We start from the raw sequence: 18,821 nt of genomic DNA on the forward strand, positions 1-18,821 counted from the left end.
GGTTCCCGGCAAGTCGGCGCGGCAATCAGGGCGAGGGCCGGGGGAGTGACGTGCCCTCGGCGACCGGGGCGCCCGTGCCCGAGAAGATCACCCCCGGGTCCGACGGGGCCTGGTTGAGCACCCACAGGCCGATCAGGGTGGCCAGCGTGAAGACGACGGTGATGAGCACGGCGAGCACGAGGCGCCGCCGGCGCTCGCGCCGCAGCCAGTCACCGCGTGCCGTGCGGTACGCGTCGGGGTCGGGGAGCACCCCGCCCGCCAGGACCCGGAGCGCCTCGCGGAGCTCCTCCTCGGTGCGGCCGTGACCGGCCCGGTCCGGACCGGTGCCACGCGACGGGGTCTTGTCTCGATGCGTCATCGCCGGGCCTCCATCGCCTGGGTCAGGGCGGCGATGCCGCGTGCCGTGTGCGTCTTGACCGAACCGCCGGATATGCCCATCGCGGCGGCTATCTCGCTCTCCTTGAGACCGAGCCAGTGCCGCAGCACCAGAGCCTCGCGCTGCCGGGGCGGCAACTGCTGGAGCGCGTCGATCAGCACGCGCTGGTCGTCCCGCAGCAGCGCGGCGTGCTCGGCGGAGGCGACCGTGTCGTCCGGCGGGTTCTCCTCGTGTCTGCGGGCGACTTGGAGGTGCCGGATCCGCATCCGCGTCAGATTGCAGACGGTGGAGCGCAGATACGCCTCCGCCGCGGCCGCGTCCCGCAGTCGCCGCCACTTGCGGTAGATCTGGTAGTACGCCTCGGCCACCACGTTCTCCGGATCGTCGGCGCCGAGCAGGACGGCGAGGCGCAGCATCGAGGAGTAGTGCAGCTCGAAGAGGTGGGCGACACCGGCCTCGCGCTCCAGGTCCGCGGAGTCGCCGGCCGGGGGAGCGAGGGGCTCGGCCGGTGCCGCTGCCGGTGCCGGTGCTGGTGGCAGTGTGGGGTTCTGTCTGCGTCTCACGGGTTCTTCGCTCCGGTCTCCGGGCGTCGCCGGACGGTCAGGCGGGACGGCAGGTCGGTCGCGTCGGCGCCGCGCGGGACGCCGAGGCGGGTCAGCACCGCGGTGCCGGCCACCGCGACGGTCAGGTTGAACAGCAGGGCAACGAGCCCTGCGTAGATCTCCAGCGGCTGGGCGCCGGTGCCGAGCGGCACGATCGAGGAGAACCCCTCGCGCACCACCAGGTACGTCCCCGACGCCATGCCCACGGCCCACCCGGCGAGCAGCGCCCGCGGGTGCAGCCACCCGGTGAACAGCCCGACGGCGACGGCCGGGAAGATCTGCAGGATCCACACGCCGCCGAGCAGCTGGAGGTTGACGGCGTCCTGGTCGCGCAGCCCGAACACGAACGCCACGGCCCCCACCTTCGCGGTGAGCGACACCGCCTTGGCGATGCGCACCTGCCGCTTCGGCGTGGCCGTCGGATGGACGTACTCGACGTACACGTTGCGGACGAAACTCGTGGCCGCGGCGATCGACATCACCGCCGCCGGGACGAGCGCCCCCACGGCGATCGCGGCGAACACCAGGCCGGCCAGCGGCGCCGGCATCAGCCGGTCCACCAGCATCGGCACGGCGGCCTCGGCACCGCCGCGCGGCGCCCGCACCCCCGCGGCGAGGGCGGCGATACCGAGGAACCCGAACAGCGCGAGCAGCCCGGTCCAGGCGGGCAGCGCCACCGAGACCTTGCGCAGGGTGCCGGGTCCGTCGGCGGCGAAGCCGGCGGTGAGCACGTGGGGGTACATCAGCAGGGCGAGGGCGGAGCCGAGCGCGAGCGTGGCGTAGGCCGGCTGCTGCGCGGGGGACAGCAGCAGCGCCGGGCCGCCCAGCCGCTGCGCCGCGCCCTCGAAGACCGGGCCCGGTCCGCCCAGCCGGGCGAGGACCAGCCAGGTCACCGCGGTGAGCGAGACGAACACCGCGACCGCCTTCAGCGCGGAGATGACCGCCGGCGCCCGCAGTCCGTGCCGGTACGTGGCCACCGCGAGCCCCGCGAACAGCGCGACCAGCACCAGGTCCCCGGCAGCGCCCCGCGGGTACACGCCCCCGGCAGTCAGGACCGCCCTGATCCCCAGCAGTTGCAGCGCCAGGTACGGCATCGTGGCGAGGATCCCCGTCAGCGCCACCACCAGGGCCAGCGGCGGCGACCCGTACCGGCCGCGCACGAAGTCGGCGGCGGTGATGTAGCCGTGCCGCCGGGCCACGCTCCACAGCCGGCTCAGCAGCACGAAGGCGAGCGGGCAGACGATCACCGTGTACGGCACGGCGAAGAAGGCGGGCGCGCCGTTGCCGTAGGCCAGTCCGGGTACCGCGGTGAAGGTGTACGCGGTGAAGATCGTGCCGCCCAGCAGCAGCCAGGTCCAGCCGGGGCCGAGGGAGCGGTCGGCCAGGGCCCAGCCCTCCAGGGAGGGCAGCCGGTCGACCGGGCGCAGCCGCCGTGCGGTGACGGCGAGCAGGGACGCCCCGCCGATCACGGCGAGGAACGTCGCGGTCATGGCGCCGTCAGCCATGGGTCACCGTCCTTGGTGTGCCTGTGCCCTCGCGCGAGAGTTGCGCGGACGGCCCGTCCGGAGGACAGGAAACCGGCGGGAAATCTTTCTCGAACGTCCTGTCAACCACTCCCGGCGAGTGCGCAACTCTTGCACAGACCGACAGCGAGCGGGAGAGGAGCACAGGTCATGGCACGCACCGGGCACCCCCGGCTACGGCGCGTCGCCGTCGCCCTGCTGCTGCTCGCACCCGCGGCCGGGTTGCTGTGGGTCCCGCTGTACGCCGGTGCCGGTCCGCGGCTCGCGGGGACGCCGTTCTTCTACTGGTACCAACTCGCGTGGGTACCGGGCTGCGGCCTGTGCCTGCTCGCCGCGTACGCGCTGACGGACCGACACCGCTGATCCGCACTCCCTGTTGTGCACACCCGTCGAGGTGAGGAGCCGCCATGCCCGTATCAGCCCTTCCCGAATCCGAACCAGAAGTGCCGGAAAGGTCCAGAATGCGGCCGATTCTGCTCTGGGCCGCCGTCTCCCTCCTGGGTGCGGTCGCCTGGGGCGTCCTCGCCCTGGCGCGTGGCGAGCGGATCTCCGCGGTCTGGCTGGTGATCGCCGCGCTCGGGTCGTACGCCATCGCCTACCGCTTCTACTCCCGGTTCATCGCCCGCCGCGTCCTGGAGCCGGACGACCGCAGGGCCACCCCCGCCGAACGCCTCGAGGACGGCGTCGACTACCACCCCACCGACCGCCGGGTGCTGCTCGGGCACCACTTCGCCGCGATCGCCGGCGCCGGGCCGCTGGTGGGGCCGGTGCTCGCGGCCCAGATGGGCTACCTGCCGGGGACCCTGTGGATCGTGGCGGGGGTGATCTTCGCGGGCGCGGTGCAGGACATGGTCGTGCTGTTCCTGTCGATGCGACGGGACGGCACGTCGCTCGGGCAGATGGCCCGCGACGAGATCGGCCGGGCCGGCGGGGCCGCCGCCCTGATCGCCGTGTTCGCCATCATGATCATCCTGCTGGGGGTCCTGGCGCTGGTCGTCGTCAACGCCCTCGCCCACAGCCCCTGGGGCACCTTCTCCGTCGCGATGACCATCCCCATCGCCCTGTTCATGGGCTTCTGGCTGCACGTCATCCGCCCGGGCCGGGTCGTCGAGACCAGTCTGATCGGCGTGGTCCTGCTGCTGCTCGCCATCGTCGGTGGCAGCTGGATCCAGGAGTCCTCGCTGGCCTCCGCCTTCACGCTCAGTCCCACGACCTTGGTGTTCTGCCTCGTCGGCTACGGCTTCGTCGCCTCCGTCCTGCCGGTGTGGATGCTGCTCGCGCCGCGCGACTACCTCTCCACCTTCATGAAGATCGGCACCATCGCCCTGCTCGCGGTCGGCGTGGTCGTCGCGGCGCCGGTCCTGCGCACGGACGCGGTGAGCGACTTCGCCTCGTCGGGTGCGGGGCCCGTCTTCGCCGGAGCGCTGTTCCCCTTCCTCTTCATCACCATCGCCTGCGGCGCGCTGTCCGGCTTCCACGCGCTGGTCTCCTCCGGGACCACACCGAAGCTGATCCGGAAGGAGTCCCAGGTCCGGATGATCGGCTACGGCGCCATGCTGATGGAGTCGTTCGTCGCGATCATGGCGCTGATCGCCGCGGCGACCCTGGAACCGGGCCTCTACTACGCCATGAACGCCCCGGCGGCCCTCCTCGGCACGACGGCCGAGTCGGCCTCCCACGCCGTCGCCGGTCTCGGCTTCACCATCACCCCCGACCAGCTCACCCAGGCCGCCAAGGCCGTGGAGGAGCAGACGCTGATCGCCCGCTCCGGCGGGGCCCCGACCCTGGCCGTCGGCATGTCGGAGATCTTCTCCGGGGTCTTCGGCGGCGCCGGGATGAAGGCCTTCTGGTACCACTTCGCCATCATGTTCGAGGCGCTGTTCATCCTGACAACGGTGGACGCGGGCACCCGCGTCGGCCGCTTCATGCTCCAGGACATGCTCGGCAACGTGTGGAAGCCGGCCGGCCGGGTCAACTGGAAGCCGGGCATCTGGGTGTGCAGCGCCCTCGTCGTGGCGGCCTGGGGCTACTTCCTCCACACCGGCGCCACCGACCCGCTCGGCGGGATCAACCAGCTCTTCCCGCTCTTCGGCATAGCGAACCAGCTCCTCGCCGCGATCGCCCTCGCCGTCTGCACCACGATCCTGATCAAGTCCGGCCGGCTGCGCTGGGCGTGGGTCACGGGCGTCCCGCTCGCCTGGGTCGTCGCGATCACCTTCACCGCGGGCTGGCAGAAGATCTTCTCCTCCGACCCGAAGATCGGCTTCTTCGCGCAGCGCGCGCGGTACGCCGACGCCCTCGACGCCGGTCAGGTCCTGCCGCCCGCGAAGAACCTCGACGACATGCACACCGTGGTCACCAACTCCACGGTCGACGGTGTGCTGATCGCCCTGTTCCTGCTGCTGGTCGCCGTGGTGATCGGCAACGCCGCGGTGGTCTGCGTGCGGGCGATACGGGCCCCGGGCTCGACCCCGGTCACCGAGGCGCCGTACGTCGAGTCCCGACTCGACGTGCCGGACGAGCCGTTGGCGGGAGCCCGGACGTGAGGGCGGTGCGCTGGGCACGGGCGGTGCGCTGGTACGTGCGGGAACTGGCCGAGGTACTGAACCGGTCGCACCGGGAGGAGTGCCGGCAGGGACGCTGCTGCTGACGCGGCCGGGGGAGGCCGGCGGGGGTCACACCGCCGCCGGCTCCGCCTTGCTCGCGTCGGCTTCTCTGGCCGCCGCCTGCGCCCGGTCCCGGGCCTCGCGGCGGGCCAGGACCACCCAGCCGACCGGGACGGCGGCGGAGAACAGCCACCACTGGACGGCGTACGCGTAGTTCAGCGCCGCGTCCTCCTTGCCGGGGTCGCCGAGCAGCTCGGGGGTGTCGCCCTCGGGCTCGGGAGCCGTCTGCGCGATGTAGCCGCCGAGCACCCGCGCGTCCAGGCGCCGGGCCTCCTGCTCGCTGTTGATCAGCATGATCTGCCGGTCCGGCAGGCCCTTGAGGTTCTTGATGCCGCTCGCCGCGGTCGTCTCACTCGGCATCAGCCGACCCTCGACGGTCACCTCGCCGCCCGGCGGTGCGGGAACCTTCGGGAACGTGGTCTGGCTCGGGCCGTCCGAGGGGATCCAGCCCCGGTTGACCAGCAGGACCTTGCCGTCGTCGAGGACGAACGGGGTCAGGACGTGGTAGCCGACCTCGTCGTCGGAGTTGGTGCGGCGGCGGACGACGACCTCGTCCTCCGCGTCGAAGCGGCCCTTCGCGGTCACGGTCCGGTACCGCTCGGCGCTGGTGACGGTGTGCCCGGGCGCGGTCAGCTTCTCCACGGGGACCGGCTCGGCCGCCAGTGCGTCGGTGACCAGCTGGTTCCGTGCGGTGCGCTCCTCGTAGCGATGCATCTGCCAGATGCCCAGCCTGATCATCGTGGGGATGAGAAGCAGGGCGACCAGTGTGAGGATCACCCACTGCCGGGACATCAGGAAGCGGTACACCCCACGACCGTACAACTCGGTCGTGGGGTGTATTCAGGCGGGTACGGGTTCAAACCTTGTCGACAATTCCCGCCTTTCCCTCCGCGCGGGCGCAGTGGGCACCGCAGTACCACTGGCCGTCGACCTCGACGCCCTGGCCGATGATCTGTACCCGGCAGTGCTCGCAGATGGGGGCCATGCGGTGGATCGCGCAGGCGAAGCAGTCGAAGACGTGCACCGCCCCCTGTGCGTGCACCTCGAAGGTCATTCCGTACTGATTGCCACATACCTCACAGGTCGCCATGCGCCACAGGGTGAGCCGTCGCCCCGGCCCGGGCGAGCGGCCGCCGGGCGAGTCGCCCGCCAATCACCCGTCCGTACGTCGCCCCGGCGACACCGCTCCGCGTAAGGTCACCCCTCCGACGCCGGCTCCACATCCCCGAGGAGTTGCCCGAACGCCGCCTCGTCCACGACCGGTGTGCCGAACTGCCGGGCCTTGACCACCTTGGACGTGCCCGAGTCCGGGTCGTTCGTGACGAGCAGGCTGGTCAGCCGGGACAGGCTGGTGGCCACGTGCAGCCCGGCCTCGGTCGCCCGGTCCTCCAGCAGCTCGCGCTCGGTCGAGGTGTCACCCGAAAAGGCGACCCGCATGCCCTGCTTGAGCCGCCCGCCCGCCTCGTAGCGCCCCGGGTTGGGGTAGGGGCAGGCGGGGCGCTTCCGGGAGGGGCGCCAACCGGTCTGGCGGTAGCCGCCGTAGCTCCGCGGGCCCGCCTGCTGGCCGATGCGGGGCGTGGCAGGGCGGTCCGACCACTCCGTCAGCGGCCGGCACTCGTGCAGCGGCAGCCGTACGCCGCTCGCCGCCGCGGCCCTGAGGCTGGGCCGGAACGCCTCCGCCAGCACGCGCGCGTCGTCCAGCGCGTGGTGCGCCCGCCGCTGGACGACGCCGAAGTGCGCGGCGAGGGACTCCAGCTTGTGGTTGGGCAGCGGAAGGCCGAGCTCCTTGGAGAGCGCGATGGTGCACAGCCGCTGCCGCACGGGCGCCTCGCACTTCGCGCGCGCGTACTCCCGGGCGATCATCTGCCAGTCGAAGACGGCGTTGTGCGCGACGAGTACCCGCCCCTCAAGCCGGGCCGTGAACTCCTCGGCGATGTCCGGGAAGAGGGGCGCGCCCTCGAGCGCCTCGCTCGTCAGTCCGTGGATCCACACGGGGCCGGGGTCACGCTCGGGATTGACCGTCGTGTACCAGTGGTCCTCGACCTCGCCGCGCGCGTCCAGCCGGTAGACGGCCGCGGAGATGATGCGGTCGTCCCGGGCCAGGCCCGTGGTCTCCACGTCAACGACCGCGTACCCCTTGGGATACGCGGCCGGCCACGACGTGGGAGAGAACGCCGCGGTCGTCAGGTCTTCCAGCATGGTCACTGAGGATACGGGCCGGGACTGACAGCCCGGTCCGTCAGGTGCCGTGCCGCGTCCGCCGTGGCCGGGCAAGAGGAACCGGGGGATTCCGCTCGCGGTTCTCCGGGCATCCCGCATGCAGTTGACGGGACATCTGCTGTGGCGGGTGGAGGGCAACGGGGCTGCGGAGCAAGGAGCGGAGCCGGATGTGCCGCATCTCTCCTGTGCCATTCTTGCCCGTGCCGCGCAGTGGTCGAAGGGGGACGAGCGGGCTGATGGGGGAGAGCAGGCAGGCGCTGATCGTCGCCGTTCCGCAGTACGAACTCTCGGAGCGCTTCCACGACCTGACGGAGACGGTGGGACGTGACGTCGAATTGATGACCGGGGCGCTGCGCTCCTCCGGGTACAGCGTCGAACGGATCGGGGCGACCCCCGACGAGCCCGCCCTGCGCTCCCGGATCCGCAGTGCGATCAGCAGGGTCTGCGCCACCGCGCCCGAAGACGGCACGGTCCTCATCCACTTCACCGGACACGGGCTGTCCGTGGACGGCGCTGACCACCTCGTGCCCGCGGACGCCCAACTCACCTGGGCGACCACGCCGCCGCAGGTGGCGCTGGACAGCCTCATCGGCCTCGACCTCGCCCAACTGCTCCAGGGGTGCCGTGCCGGTACGGTCCTGCTGACCGTCGACGCCTGTCGCGAGGAAGCCGCGTCGGGCGGCACGTCGTACGGCGGGCCGGCGACGAACTTCCCGGCCGGGCGGGAACGGGTGGCCGTGCTCTTCGGCTGCGGCCCCGGCCAGACCTGCGGCTCCGACAAGGAACTCGGCAGCCACTTCACCCGCGCGCTCGCCGACGCCCTGCAGTCGGACACCGCGCCCCGCACGGTCGCCGACGTCATCGCCCACACCGTCCGCAGGACCGCCGAGTTCGCCCGCGCCGCCCGCCAGCGGCAGACGCCGACCGCCCACTACGCGCCCAGCGGCCCGGAGGCGATCCGGAAGGTCGAACTCTGCGCCGGCCGCACCCTCCACGAGGAGTGGGCCGCGGCAGTCCGCGACCCCGAACTCTGGTCGGCCGTCGAGGGTGGCGGCGACGCGCGTCGCACTGAACTCCAACGCGTCCTCGTGCGGTTGACGGCAGAGTGCGCCAAGTGGCGCAGCACCGCGTTCGCGAGGGTCCCCGACCCCTGGGCGGACGACGACTACCCGGTGCGCGTGCTGGCCCGCGGGCTCAGACCCCTGCTCGCACCCTCACAGACACAGGGCGGCCCGCTCCTGGACCCGGGCGAGTTCGCGGTGCTCGCGGCCGCACCCTTCGTCCGCGAGGCCGTGTACGCCATGGGCGTCAAGGAGACCACTGCGGTCGAGCCCTTCCGGCTGGATCCGGAAGCCGGCTCCCTGGGGCGCGACCCGGAACGCGTCGACCTGGAGCACACCTTCGCCGCGCACGCCCTGCTCTGGCGGAAGGGCCGCGAGCTGGCCGGACGCGACCGGGCCGAGGACGCCGCGGCCGTCGCCGCCTGGCTGCTGCACCGGCACGTCGGAGGCAAGGAGCAACTGTGGGACACGTACGCGCCCCAGTTGCTCGCTCCGCTCGCGAAGGCGCTGATCGGTCCTGACTCCGCACCGGCCCGGACCGAGGAACTGACCGACGAACTCGTACGGGTCTGCCGGCAGATCGCGGTCGCCCCCACCGAGCCGGACCAGGGCGAGCGGGACCGCACCGACACCCACTGGCGCCTGGAGGAACTCGCCCGCGCGGACGGTACGACGGAGCGCTGGCGCCCCCGGGAGCTGACCTGGCTGCTGGGCGTCGCGGGCCTGCTCGGCGGCGACCTGAGGCAACTGCCCGGTGTCCTGGTGGACAACATCGGGGTCGCCGACGGGCTGCGGCCGGGCGAAGCCGTGGCGAGTGTCCGGGAGTTGCGCTGGGCGCGGGACCGGCTGAGCAAGACACTCGACCTGGACCTGCCCTGCCCGCACCCCGCGGTGCACGCCGCTCTGGAGACGCTGGCCGCCTGGGCCGACGAGGCCGTACAGAACGTGCGACGGCACCTCACCTCCGCCCAGCCCGCCGCGCTCCTCGCCCACGTGCCCGACCGGATCACATGCCGTCGGCTGCGCCCGCGGTACGACAGCGCCGTCAAGGGCGACGCCTACGGTGTCCCGCTGATGCGGTTCAGCCTCGCCGAGGACGAGATGCGCGAACTGCTCATGGGCACCCATCTGTACGGCGACCCGGTCCTCGCGCTCCGGGAGATGTACCAGAACGCCCTGGACGCCTGCCGCTACCGGCAGGCCCGGCTGCGCTACGGAAAGGCCGACGGGAGCGTCCCGTACACCTGGCAGGGCGAGATCGTCTTCCGGCAGGGCACGGACGCGGAGGGGCGCTCCTACGTGGAGTGCGAGGACAACGGCGTCGGCATGGATCACAAGAGCCTGCGGGGCACCTTCTCGCGGGCCGGCCGCCGCTTCGAGCAGTCCCGCGAGTACCGCAGGGAACAGGCCCGCTGGCGCCGCGCGGACCCGGACCTGCGGGTCTATCCAAACAGCCGTTTCGGCGTCGGTGTGTTCAGCTACTTCATGCTGGCCGACGAGATCAGCATCTGGACCCGGGCGACCGACGAGTACGGGCGCGCGGACACGGACGGCGGACTGCGCGTGGACGTGGCCTCGACCGGCAGTCTGTTCCGGGTTCGCAGGAACGACGGGGCGCAGCCCGGGGGCGGCACCCGAGTGCGGCTGTACCTCCAGTCCGGCGACATCGACGTGGCGGAGGAGCTGGCCAAGCGGGTGTGGCGGTCCGAGTTCGCGATGCGGGTGGAGCGGGACGGGGAGGCCGTGCGCACGTGGGAACCAGGAGCGCTGTACTACTTCGGTGATGCCCGGCGCCCGCTTCCCGCAGGCCCCGACGCGTGGTGGGTGGAAGGAAAGGGATGCCTCCTGGCCGACGGCATCCTCGTGGATCCGGCGTCCATGACCCAGGAGGACAGCAGCGCCGCCGCCTGGCTCCGCACCAGCGCCGGGAAGCTGGACCGGCACAACAGTGCCGGCAAGAACTGGCACGACCTGGACGGGCATCCCTTCGGCTTCGTGATGGACCTGCGCGAGACGCACGCTCCGGACATCAGCACCGACAGGACCAGGATCCTCTCGTACGACCGGGCCTGGGTGGACGAGCAACTCCTGGACAGCGCCCGCGCGTTCGGGGCCCCGGAGTGGCTGACACTGGAGTGGCTCTGGGCGTTCGCCCGGCTGCACCCGGCTGCGGCGGTCCGGGTGACAGCGCGACTGCTGGCGGCCGATACCCGTCTGACCAGCAGAATCGGCTGGGACCGGGCGACGGTCCTCGACTTCCGCAGGGTGGGGTGCTTCCCGTTGGACGTGGGGCTGGTGCCGCTGCAGGACATCGGGGTGGCCGTTCTGCCGGAGAAAACCGGGGTGCTGTCCTGGCGGGCGGCGGTTCTGCGCAACGTCGGGATCGAACTGGGCGACCGGGCCTGGGAGAGACTTGCGTTGCCGGAGTCCGTGGTCGGCTATCCCGCTCCCGAGTCCTGGGAGGCCGCCGTCAGCCCGCGGGAGGTGTGGCTGTCCGGTGCCACGAGGCAGGCGGCTCTGCCGCGGTCGCCGGACGAGAGCATCACTCTGGGGGAACTCATGAGGCGGTTGCGCCGGTACGTCATCGCCGGCCTGGACGTGCCCGCCGTCACCGGACTCGACGCGGCGCACCGGATGCTGCTCGACGCCACGGACCGCCGGATCCTCCTCGGCGGTGAGCGCTATGACGCGTTGCTGCGCGAGGATTACGCACGCCACTTCGTCAATGATGCAGTCGCGGTGCTCCGGAGGTTCAGCGTCGTGGAGGGTCTGCCCCTCCGGGAGGCCCTGGACAGGGCCAGGCGGTTCGCCGAGGCCGGATTCCCCCTGCACGTACCGGACGACACCGATGCCGTCCCCGCCGACGTCATCGCCACCCACGAGGAGCTCAACGTGCTGGCCTGGCACCCCCGGTTCACGGCCCCGGGGAAGCGGAAGGCGGGGACGCCACCGGCCCAGGAGAAGTACGAGGAGATCCTGCGTCGGTACGCGTGGCTCGGCTGGCCTGCGGAGGGACCGGCTCCCGCCGGAGCTCCCGCCGCCACGCCCTACAGATTTGACGTACCCCGGTCCTGGACGCAGGAGCAGCGCACCGAGTTCACGATGTGCCTCGGCATCGCCGCCTACGACGCCGATCTGGACCTGTCGCCCCGGCAGATGGCCAGGGCATCGGGGTTGCTGGGGATCCCGGTGGCCGAGGTGCCCGAACGGTTTGCGGATGTCCTCGCGGCGCAGCAGCTGCGCGTCCCGCCTCCCGGGGACCAGGACGACCGCGTCTTCACCAGGCTCGACAGCGACCTCCTCGGCGCCGTCATCGACGACAGGTCCACCGACAGCTGGCCGTGCGACCCGACCGGATGCCCCGCGCCCCTGCTGGAGACGGCTCAGGCCGTGCGGAAGGTCCGGGCCGACGGCGCGCTGGTGGCGGAACGGCTCACGGAACTCGCCGAGGCGGGCTTCGTGGACGGACGCGCGCCGGCGCTCGTGGAGCAGTGGCGCGCTGTCTCGGCCGGTGACTGGTACCTGCTCATGTGGCCGGAGCGAGACGTGCTGTCACGCCGAAGGTATTACGACGCCGACGAGTCGTTGCAGTTGAGCAACACGGGCGACGCGGTCCGCGCCGTCGCCGTGCGCCATGGCCTCGACGTCTTCTTCGTTCTGTATGCCGCGGCGATGACCCGCAGCACGCTCGGCTCCGCGATCGAACGGCTCACCGCGCTCGGCCCGCTGGTCGGGCTCGACGTCTCGGCGCTGGACCGGCTGGCCGACGAGGCACCTGCCGATCTGCGACCCACCGCCGCTGACGTCGTGGCCTGCTGCATGCCGGAGCAGACGGACGAGGACAATGCCTTCCTCCTGTCCAGGCGGGGTGGGCATGTCCCGCGCTGGCGCCCCCGTCCGAACCCTGCCGTCCTCGTGCCCCACGCCCGGGCCAACGACGCGACCCTCGGCGAAAGCGTGGCCGTCCTGGCCCGCTACGCCCCTCTCGGAGCCCCCTGGCGGGAACCCGCCGACGGCGCCGAGGGCGGATCCGACGCCTGGCGCGAGCACCGGCCCACCGAGCACGACAGCGCCTCGTTCCGGCCGGACCTCGTCGGCGACGGACCGGTCGGCCCGCTCGAACTGCTGCGCGTCGCGGCCCGCTTCGGCTGGGCGTTGACCAAGGCGTGGGACCGGCTCGCGCTCTACCGTCCCTTCGGCCTCCGCCTCCTGGTGGAACGGCCGGGAGCGGACACGGACACGGTGCCGACCTGGCAGGACCTGATCATGCTCACCGAGCAGTACACCGGGCGGGCGCCCGCGCTGAGCGGTGAGGTGACGGCCGACCGCGTCGCCGTAACCGCGCGAGAGCTCGGGCAGCCGCCCCGCGGGGTGTACGACCGGCTCGCCCGGTACGCGCCGCTGTTCGGCCTCGTCCTGCCGCCGGACTGTCCCGCCGAGCCGGCCCCGACGCCGCCGGCGGAGCCTTACCGGGCTCGATGACAACCGTCAGGCCGGTCAGGCCGTTGACACAACCCTGCGAGGAGCCATGCCCGATCACGTTCCGACCGAGTTCCGTGAACAAGAGGTCGCAGTCGACCCGGAGGAGCCCTTCACCGTCGCACGGTCCGAGGACGGCCGCTGGTACACCGTGACGGGACTCTGCCCGACGTGCAGAGCGGCGACCGTCTTCCGGGTGGCGTACGGAGTGCTGGGCCCGCCCAAGCGGCTGTGGCGCCGGGACCGGAGCGAGCCCGAACCCCTCACGGGCTCCATCCCGGTCTACTGCGCCTGCGGTTACCCCCACCCGGAACGGCCGCCGGAGTCCCCCGACTCGGGCTGCGGTGCCTTCTGGGACGTTCCGGTGCCGCCCGCGCGCGCGGCGGCGTCGTGAGCGACCTCGCCAGGAAACGGTTCGCCCAGCTCGGGCAGCAGCTCCAGTACGACCAGCTCGGCGCCGTGCGCCGGCAGGCCGAGGGCTGGCGCAACGGGCTGACCGGGCTCACGGGGCTGGTCGGCGTGGTCTTCGTCCTGAAGGGCCGCGAGAGCGTCGCGGGCATGCCGGGCGCCTGGCGCTGGACCACGGCACTGCTGCTGGTGCTGGCCTTCGTGCTGCTGCTCTCCGGTGCCCTGGGAGCCGTGCGGGCCGCCCACGGTCCGCTCGGACGGCAGACCTGGCTGAGCGGTGACCGGCTGCTCGCCGCCGTCCTGGACGAGGTCGTGCGCACGCAGGCCGCCCTCATCCGGGCGCGGCGGCTGTCCGTTGCCGGGCTGTGCGCGATCGTCGCCGCGATCGCGGTCTCCTGGCTCGTGCCCGTCGATGATCCCGCGAACTCCCAGCAGGGCGGGCCGTACGTGGTGGTGACCACCGAGGGCGGCGTGCGGTGCGGGGAGCTGGTGATGAGCGACGCCACGGCGGTGACCATCAAACCGGCGAAGGGAGGCGCGTACAGCAGTATCCCGATCGGCACGGTCCGGTCGGTCACGCCGACGCGGCGGTGCTGACGGCGCGGCGATTGGCGGAGATCGCCAAGAAGCAAGCGCGTACCGTCGGTAATACTTGTCGGTAACAACGTCTAGCCGGGGCGGAACGGCGGTCCTACGGTTCAGGCATGCCGAACCTGCCCGATGTCGTGCTGTGGTCGATACCCGCCTTTGTGCTGCTCACCGTGGTCGAGATGGTGAGCTACCGTCTCCACCCCGACGAGGACGCGGCGGGCTACGAGGCGAAGGACGCCGCGACGAGCGTCGGCATGGGGCTCGGCAGCCTCGCCTTCGACTTCCTCTGGAAGATCCCGATCGTCGCCCTCTACACGGCCCTCTACGAACTCACCCCCCTGCGCGTGCCCGTGCTGTGGTGGACCGTCCCGCTGATGCTGCTCGCGCAGGACTTCTTCTACTACTGGTCCCACCGCGGCCACCACGTCATCCGCATCCTGTGGGCCTGCCACGTGGTCCACCACTCCAGCCGCAAGTTCAACTTCACCACCGCGCTGCGTCAGCCCTGGACGTCCCTGACGGTGTGGCCGTTCTACGTGCCCCTCATCGCCGCCGGAGTGCACCCGGCCGCGCTCGCCTTCTGCTCCTCCGCGAACCTCGTCTACCAGTTCTGGATCCACACCGAGCGGATCGACAAGATGCCCCGGTGGTTCGAGTTCGTCTTCAACACCCCGTCGCACCACCGTGTCCACCACGCATCCCAAGGCGGTTACCTGGACCGCAACTTCGGCGGCATCCTCATCGTCTGGGACCGGCTGTTCGGGTCCTTCGCCGCCGAGACCGTGCGGCCCGTGTACGGACTGACCAAGAACATCGACACGTACAACCCGCTCAAGGTGGCGACGCACGAGTACGTGTCCATCGCGAAGGACCTGAAGGCGGCGCGCGACTGGCGCGAGCGCGCGGGGCGGGTGTTCCGGGGGCCGGGGTGGGGGCCCGCGCCGGCCGCGGCACCGGTGTCCACCGCCGGCACGCCTGCCGAGAGCACGTCGGCGTGAGCCACTCCCGACTCCTCCTCGGCGCCCTCGCTCTCGCCGTCGCCGTCGACCTCGGCTCCCTCGCGGCCGGCTTCGACGCCGGGCACACCGTCGCCAAGCCGCTGCTGATGCCGCTCCTGGCGCTCTGGGCCGTCCTGCGCCGGGCGCCCCGGCCGCTCGTTGCCGCCCTGCTGTTCGGCTGGGGCGGTGACGTGCTGCTGCTGTCCGACGCCGAACCGGCCTTCCTCGCCGGCATGGGCTGCTTCGCGGCGGGACACGTCTGCTACCTCGTCCTCTTCCGGGCGCACGGCAGCCGGTACGCGGTCCCACGCGCGCGTGCGGGCCTGCTCGCCCTGGGCTACGCCACCGCCCTGGTCACCACCGTCGCGCTGCTGTGGCCGGACCTGCCCGCGGACCTGCGCCTGCCCGTCGCCGGGTACAGCCTCCTGCTCACGGCCATGGCGTACAGAGCCGCCGTCCGGCTCGGTCTCTTCGCCGGGCTCGGCGGTGCGCTCTTCCTGCTCTCCGACACACTCATCGCCACCGGCGTCGCCGACTGGCCGCAGCCGCCCGTGCCGAACTTCTGGATCATGCTCACGTACATCGCCGCACAGGTCCTCCTCGCCGGCGGCACGATCGAGGCGCTGAACGCGCGCAGGGCGCCGGCCGCGACGTACGGAGAGATGCGCGCCGTCTGAGGCTCGTCGGCGGTCGGGGAACGGCACCAGTGGGTCCGGGAGCGTCACCAGCGGATGGGGACCGGCAGGGCCGTCAGCAGTCCGGACACGGCGACCACCAGGCCCAGCGCGACCACCTCCGCCCGGGCCGGCGCACAGGCGGTCAACGGGTCGGCCGCCCGGCGCAGCCGCCGCCGTGCCCACAGGGCGAGGGCGGCCACGGCGGCCACGAGGAGGACCTTGGCGAGCAGGACGCGCCCGTACGCCGTCGCCGTCAGTTGCCCCAGCACCGTCTCCGGGGGCATCCGGCGCAGTGAACTCCACACGCCCGTCGCGGTGATGACGGCGAGCAGAACGGCCGCCACGCGCGCGTAGAGGCCCAGCAGGGCGGCGCCCGCCTCCGTGCCGTACCGGCAGCGCCACAGCCGCAGGGTCCGCAGCGCGTGCAGCAGACCGCCCGTCCACAGCGCCGCACAGGTCAGGTGGACGAGGGTCAGTCCGGAGCCGGTCAGCGGGGCGTGCTCGGTCGCGGGGTGCGCGCGCAGGGCCTCGGCGACGACCACGGCGGCCAGCGGCCACAGCTGCGTGGCCGGCCGGCGCGACACGGCACACAGCCCCGCCACGAGGAACGCGTTGACCTCCAGCAGGGCGAGCTTGCCGTCCCGGGACGCGTAGAGCCCGCCCACGTCGATGTCCGACAGGCCGTCAGGGACGAGATTGCCCGTGGCCACGACCGAGGCGAGCCCGAGAGCGGCGAGGAAACCGGCGGCGGCCGCGGGCGGTGACCAGCTACGAGGCACGGCTGGTCGGCCGGTGGCCGTGCCCGACACGGAACGCGCCAGCCGGTCCACGAACAGCTCGCCGATCGGTACGCACAGGGCCGCGAACAGCACGGTGCGCAGCAGCGCTATCCCGCCGACGCCTGGCACGGAGGCCTCCCCGGTGCCGTGCAGCGCGGTGGACGGGCCGAGCAGCGGGATGAGCGCGGCCAGTGCCACCAGCACCAGGACGGCGACGGGTCTTGTCAAGGTCACCTCGAGATCTTCACCAGCCTTCACATGGCTGGCAAGTCCGCGAGAGCGAACTCAGGCGACCTTCGACGCGGCCGACCACCACAACCGGACTCCCTTGCGCACGTCCGTCGGCCGCAGCTCCCATCCCTGCGCGAGCGCCACCTCGGCGACGTACCAGCCGCCCACACCGCGGTAGGCGCGCAGGCCTATCGCACACTCCACGGGCGGGCGCGGCTTGTTCGGGTCGACCGGGGCCGAGGCCCGGGCGGTCCACTTCGCGACCGCCTTGTCCACGCGCGCCTTGTAGAACCCGGCGTCACCCTCGTGGCGCAACTCCGGCCAGGACACGCACCAGGAGGCCAGGCGCGCGACCCGGTTCAGCATCACGTCCATGGCGCCGAGATAGCCGCGTTCGAGGGTGTTGCTGAACGCCGTGATCACCTCGGCGAACATCCCGACGACGATGAACGCCGCCGCGACCGCCCCCCACAGCACGCACACCAGCGGGAACCACACGATGCTCCCCGCGAACCGCAGGGCCAACTGCCACCGGTCTCACCGGTTCGGCGGTCCAGGTCGAGGGGGCTTCATACACGTCCATGACAAGGAATCCTGCCGCAGGGACGCAGCGGGCCGGGCGGGTGTCCCCGCCCGGCCCGGACTACCTCCACACGAGCTCTACTTGGTCACCGCGTCCAGCGCGTCCGCGATGCCCCACCCGTAGAAGCCGTTGCGGTTCTTCGAACCCTCGCACACCGCGTCGATCTTGCCGTCGGCGTCGATGTCGTACGGGTCCGTGCAGGCCTTGGCGTCGGCCTGCGCGTACAGCAGGGCCTTCACCAGGGCCGGAGAGGCGTACGGGTGCGTCGACTTGATGAGCGCCGCGACGCCCGCGACGTGCGGGGACGCCATCGACGTACCGGCCATGTAGCCCCACTTGCCGCCCGGCAGCGTGCCCAGGATCAGACCGCTCGTGGCGGGCGGCTCCGGCTTCTGGTAGGCGGTCGAGTCGCCGCCCGGGGCGGCTATGTCGGCGACGCCGAGGCCGTAGTTGGAGAAGGACGACTTGAGGCCCTTCGCACCCGTCGAGGCGACCGTGACGACACCCGGCAGCTGGGTCGGGATGTCGAGGCACTCGGACGGGTCGACGACCCGCTCACCCGGCGTGGTGTCGTTCGGGGACGACGGGTCGGTGATCTCGTCGGAGGCCAGGTCGTAGTTCTCGTTGCCGGCCGCCGCGACGTTGACCGCGCCCTTCTTCTCCGCGTACCGCGACGCCCGCGTGACCGCGTCCAGCAGCGCCTTCTGGTCCGGGTCGTTCTTGCAGTTGAAGTACCACGGGTCGGTGTAATAGCTGTTGTTCGTCACGTCGACGCCGTGCTCGGCCGCCCAGACGAAGCCGCAGACGACGGCCTCCGTGTAGAAGAAGCCGTCCGGGTTGGACACCTTGATGCCGGAGACCTTCACCCCGGGTGCGACGCCGGTCATGCCGACACCGTTCTTCGCGGCCGCGATCTCACCCGCCACGTGCGTGCCGTGCGGGCTCTCCGAGGCGCTGGGCCGCCAGGCCCCGTCGGCCGTGTCCGGCTTGCCCGACACGCAGTTGACCGACGCGCCGCGGTCGAAGTTGGGCGCGATGTCGGGGTGGGTGTCGTCGACACCGGTGTCGATCACGGCGACCGTGACCTTCGAGCTGCCCAGCGACTTCTCGTGCGCCTTGTCCGCCTTGATGGCGGGCAGGTCCCACTGCTGGGGCTCCAGCGGGTCCTGTCCGGCGGGGGCCTCCGCCCTGGCGACCTCGGCCGCGCTCAGCGCCTTCGGCGTGCCCAGGTCGGCCGTCACGGCCGTGGGCAGCGGCGCGGTGCGGGTGGCGCCGGCCGACTGCACGCCGCGCACCTTGCGGATCGTCTTGGCGAAGTCGGCGTTGGAGGAGTGGACGACGATGACGCCGATCTGGTCGTACGACGTCACGATCGTGCCGCCGGCCTTGCCGACGGCCTTCTTCACGTACGCCGAAGTGCCGTGGCCCGGCTTGACGTTGACGACATAGCTGAGCGGGGTCGCGTCGGCCGAGACCACCGCGGGTGCCTCGTCGGCGGCCGTGGCCGTGGTGTTCGGCAGGAACGCCAGGGCCGTGGCCATGGCCATCCCGGCCGGGATCGCGACGGCGCGGCGGTAGCGCGCGTGCGGCGCTGTCATGGTGTCTCCAGTTCGTTCGCGGTACGAGC

16 protein-coding genes are annotated in these 18,821 nt (G+C 72.1%); 7 read left to right on the plus strand and 9 right to left on the minus strand.

The annotated features are described in order from the left end of the window. Positions 1-25: 25 nt before the first annotated feature. The 3 genes from ABFX81_RS28300 to ABFX81_RS28310 are packed head-to-tail and all read right to left on the minus strand — an operon-like array spanning position 26 to position 2,483. Positions 26-358 (minus strand): hypothetical protein, encoded by a 333-nt coding sequence (locus tag ABFX81_RS28300; protein WP_086852189.1) that lies wholly within the window; start codon positions 356-358, stop codon positions 26-28. Further along, the gene (locus ABFX81_RS28305) at positions 355-939 is read right to left on the minus strand and encodes a SigE family RNA polymerase sigma factor (protein WP_346138846.1); all 585 of its coding nucleotides are present in this window, start codon (positions 937-939) and stop codon (positions 355-357) included. The genes ABFX81_RS28300 and ABFX81_RS28305 overlap by 4 nt, the downstream gene beginning before the upstream one ends. Then, a complete protein-coding gene (locus tag ABFX81_RS28310) occupies positions 936-2,483 on the minus strand; it encodes a sodium:solute symporter family transporter (RefSeq protein ID WP_086852191.1) in 1,548 nt (515 codons plus the stop codon). The genes ABFX81_RS28305 and ABFX81_RS28310 overlap by 4 nt, the downstream gene beginning before the upstream one ends. A gap of 168 nt (positions 2,484-2,651) precedes the next feature. Between ABFX81_RS28310 and ABFX81_RS28315 the strand changes: the two genes are divergently transcribed. Continuing rightward, positions 2,652-2,864, plus strand: coding sequence for a DUF3311 domain-containing protein (locus tag ABFX81_RS28315; RefSeq protein WP_086852193.1), 213 nt, complete (start codon positions 2,652-2,654; stop codon positions 2,862-2,864). Positions 2,865-2,908: 44 nt separating this feature from the next. Beyond that, complete coding sequence (locus ABFX81_RS28320) at positions 2,909-5,047, plus strand: carbon starvation CstA family protein (protein WP_086852195.1); 2,139 nt, start codon at positions 2,909-2,911, stop codon at positions 5,045-5,047. A gap of 129 nt (positions 5,048-5,176) precedes the next feature. Here ABFX81_RS28320 and ABFX81_RS28325 read toward each other — a convergent pair whose 3' ends face one another. The 3 genes from ABFX81_RS28325 to ABFX81_RS28335 form a co-directional block, all read right to left on the minus strand. Further along, complete coding sequence (locus tag ABFX81_RS28325) at positions 5,177-5,974, minus strand: SURF1 family cytochrome oxidase biogenesis protein (RefSeq protein WP_346138847.1); 798 nt, start codon at positions 5,972-5,974, stop codon at positions 5,177-5,179. A 49-nt stretch (positions 5,975-6,023) separates the two neighbouring features. After that, positions 6,024-6,257 (minus strand): hypothetical protein, encoded by a 234-nt coding sequence (locus ABFX81_RS28330; RefSeq protein WP_086852200.1) that lies wholly within the window; start codon positions 6,255-6,257, stop codon positions 6,024-6,026. A gap of 107 nt (positions 6,258-6,364) precedes the next feature. Beyond that, the gene (locus tag ABFX81_RS28335) at positions 6,365-7,366 is read right to left on the minus strand and encodes a DEDDh family exonuclease (protein ID WP_346138848.1); all 1,002 of its coding nucleotides are present in this window, start codon (positions 7,364-7,366) and stop codon (positions 6,365-6,367) included. Positions 7,367-7,623: 257 nt separating this feature from the next. Here ABFX81_RS28335 and ABFX81_RS28340 point away from each other — a divergent pair, with 257 nt between their 5' ends. The 5 genes from ABFX81_RS28340 to ABFX81_RS28360 all read left to right on the plus strand — a co-directional run bounded on the left by ABFX81_RS28340 (position 7,624) and on the right by ABFX81_RS28360 (position 15,601). Then, positions 7,624-12,930 (plus strand): HD domain-containing protein, encoded by a 5,307-nt coding sequence (locus tag ABFX81_RS28340; protein WP_346138849.1) that lies wholly within the window; start codon positions 7,624-7,626, stop codon positions 12,928-12,930. A gap of 46 nt (positions 12,931-12,976) precedes the next feature. After that, the gene (locus tag ABFX81_RS28345) at positions 12,977-13,321 is read left to right on the plus strand and encodes a hypothetical protein (protein ID WP_086854545.1); all 345 of its coding nucleotides are present in this window, start codon (positions 12,977-12,979) and stop codon (positions 13,319-13,321) included. Then, positions 13,318-13,932, plus strand: a complete 615-nt coding sequence (locus ABFX81_RS28350; protein WP_086854546.1) for a hypothetical protein — start codon at positions 13,318-13,320, stop codon at positions 13,930-13,932. The genes ABFX81_RS28345 and ABFX81_RS28350 overlap by 4 nt, the downstream gene beginning before the upstream one ends. Before the next feature lie 107 nt (positions 13,933-14,039). Continuing rightward, a complete protein-coding gene (locus ABFX81_RS28355; protein WP_346138850.1) occupies positions 14,040-14,924 on the plus strand; it encodes a sterol desaturase family protein in 885 nt (294 codons plus the stop codon). Beyond that, positions 14,921-15,601 carry a lysoplasmalogenase family protein gene (locus ABFX81_RS28360; RefSeq protein WP_086854513.1) on the plus strand — a complete coding sequence of 227 codons (681 nt, stop codon included), beginning with the start codon at positions 14,921-14,923 and terminating at the stop codon, positions 15,599-15,601. Before ABFX81_RS28355 ends, ABFX81_RS28360 begins: the two co-directional genes overlap by 4 nt. Positions 15,602-15,645: 44 nt before the next feature. Here the strand turns inward: ABFX81_RS28360 and ABFX81_RS28365 are convergent, their stop codons facing one another. The 3 genes from ABFX81_RS28365 to ABFX81_RS28375 all read right to left on the minus strand — a co-directional run bounded on the left by ABFX81_RS28365 (position 15,646) and on the right by ABFX81_RS28375 (position 18,792). Continuing rightward, positions 15,646-16,614: a CopD family protein gene (locus ABFX81_RS28365; RefSeq protein ID WP_346138851.1), complete on the minus strand. Its 969-nt coding sequence runs from the start codon at positions 16,612-16,614 to the stop codon at positions 15,646-15,648. Between the two features lie 51 nt (positions 16,615-16,665). After that, positions 16,666-17,136, minus strand: coding sequence for a hypothetical protein (locus tag ABFX81_RS28370; protein WP_346138852.1), 471 nt, complete (start codon positions 17,134-17,136; stop codon positions 16,666-16,668). 135 nt (positions 17,137-17,271) lie between these two features. Next, positions 17,272-18,792, minus strand: coding sequence for a S8 family serine peptidase (locus ABFX81_RS28375; protein ID WP_086854499.1), 1,521 nt, complete (start codon positions 18,790-18,792; stop codon positions 17,272-17,274). Between the last annotated feature and the right edge of the window lie 29 nt (positions 18,793-18,821).

This window comes from Streptomyces coeruleofuscus (genome assembly GCF_039532725.1).
In the GTDB taxonomy this organism is placed as follows: Bacteria; Actinomycetota; Actinomycetes; order Streptomycetales; family Streptomycetaceae; genus Streptomyces; species Streptomyces coeruleofuscus.

Coding starts and splice junctions, on each gene's coding strand:
- ABFX81_RS28300 (WP_086852189.1), bottom strand. CDS start 358: ATGACGCATCGAGACAAGACCCCGTCGCGTGGCACCGGTCCGGACCGG.
- ABFX81_RS28310 (WP_086852191.1), bottom strand. CDS start 2,483: ATGGCTGACGGCGCCATGACCGCGACGTTCCTCGCCGTGATCGGCGGG.
- ABFX81_RS28315 (WP_086852193.1), top strand. CDS start 2,652: ATGGCACGCACCGGGCACCCCCGGCTACGGCGCGTCGCCGTCGCCCTG.
- ABFX81_RS28320 (WP_086852195.1), top strand. CDS start 2,909: ATGCCCGTATCAGCCCTTCCCGAATCCGAACCAGAAGTGCCGGAAAGG.
- ABFX81_RS28330 (WP_086852200.1), bottom strand. CDS start 6,257: ATGGCGACCTGTGAGGTATGTGGCAATCAGTACGGAATGACCTTCGAG.
- ABFX81_RS28335 (WP_346138848.1), bottom strand. CDS start 7,366: ATGCTGGAAGACCTGACGACCGCGGCGTTCTCTCCCACGTCGTGGCCG.
- ABFX81_RS28340 (WP_346138849.1), top strand. CDS start 7,624: ATGGGGGAGAGCAGGCAGGCGCTGATCGTCGCCGTTCCGCAGTACGAA.
- ABFX81_RS28345 (WP_086854545.1), top strand. CDS start 12,977: ATGCCCGATCACGTTCCGACCGAGTTCCGTGAACAAGAGGTCGCAGTC.
- ABFX81_RS28355 (WP_346138850.1), top strand. CDS start 14,040: ATGCCGAACCTGCCCGATGTCGTGCTGTGGTCGATACCCGCCTTTGTG.
- ABFX81_RS28375 (WP_086854499.1), bottom strand. CDS start 18,792: ATGACAGCGCCGCACGCGCGCTACCGCCGCGCCGTCGCGATCCCGGCC.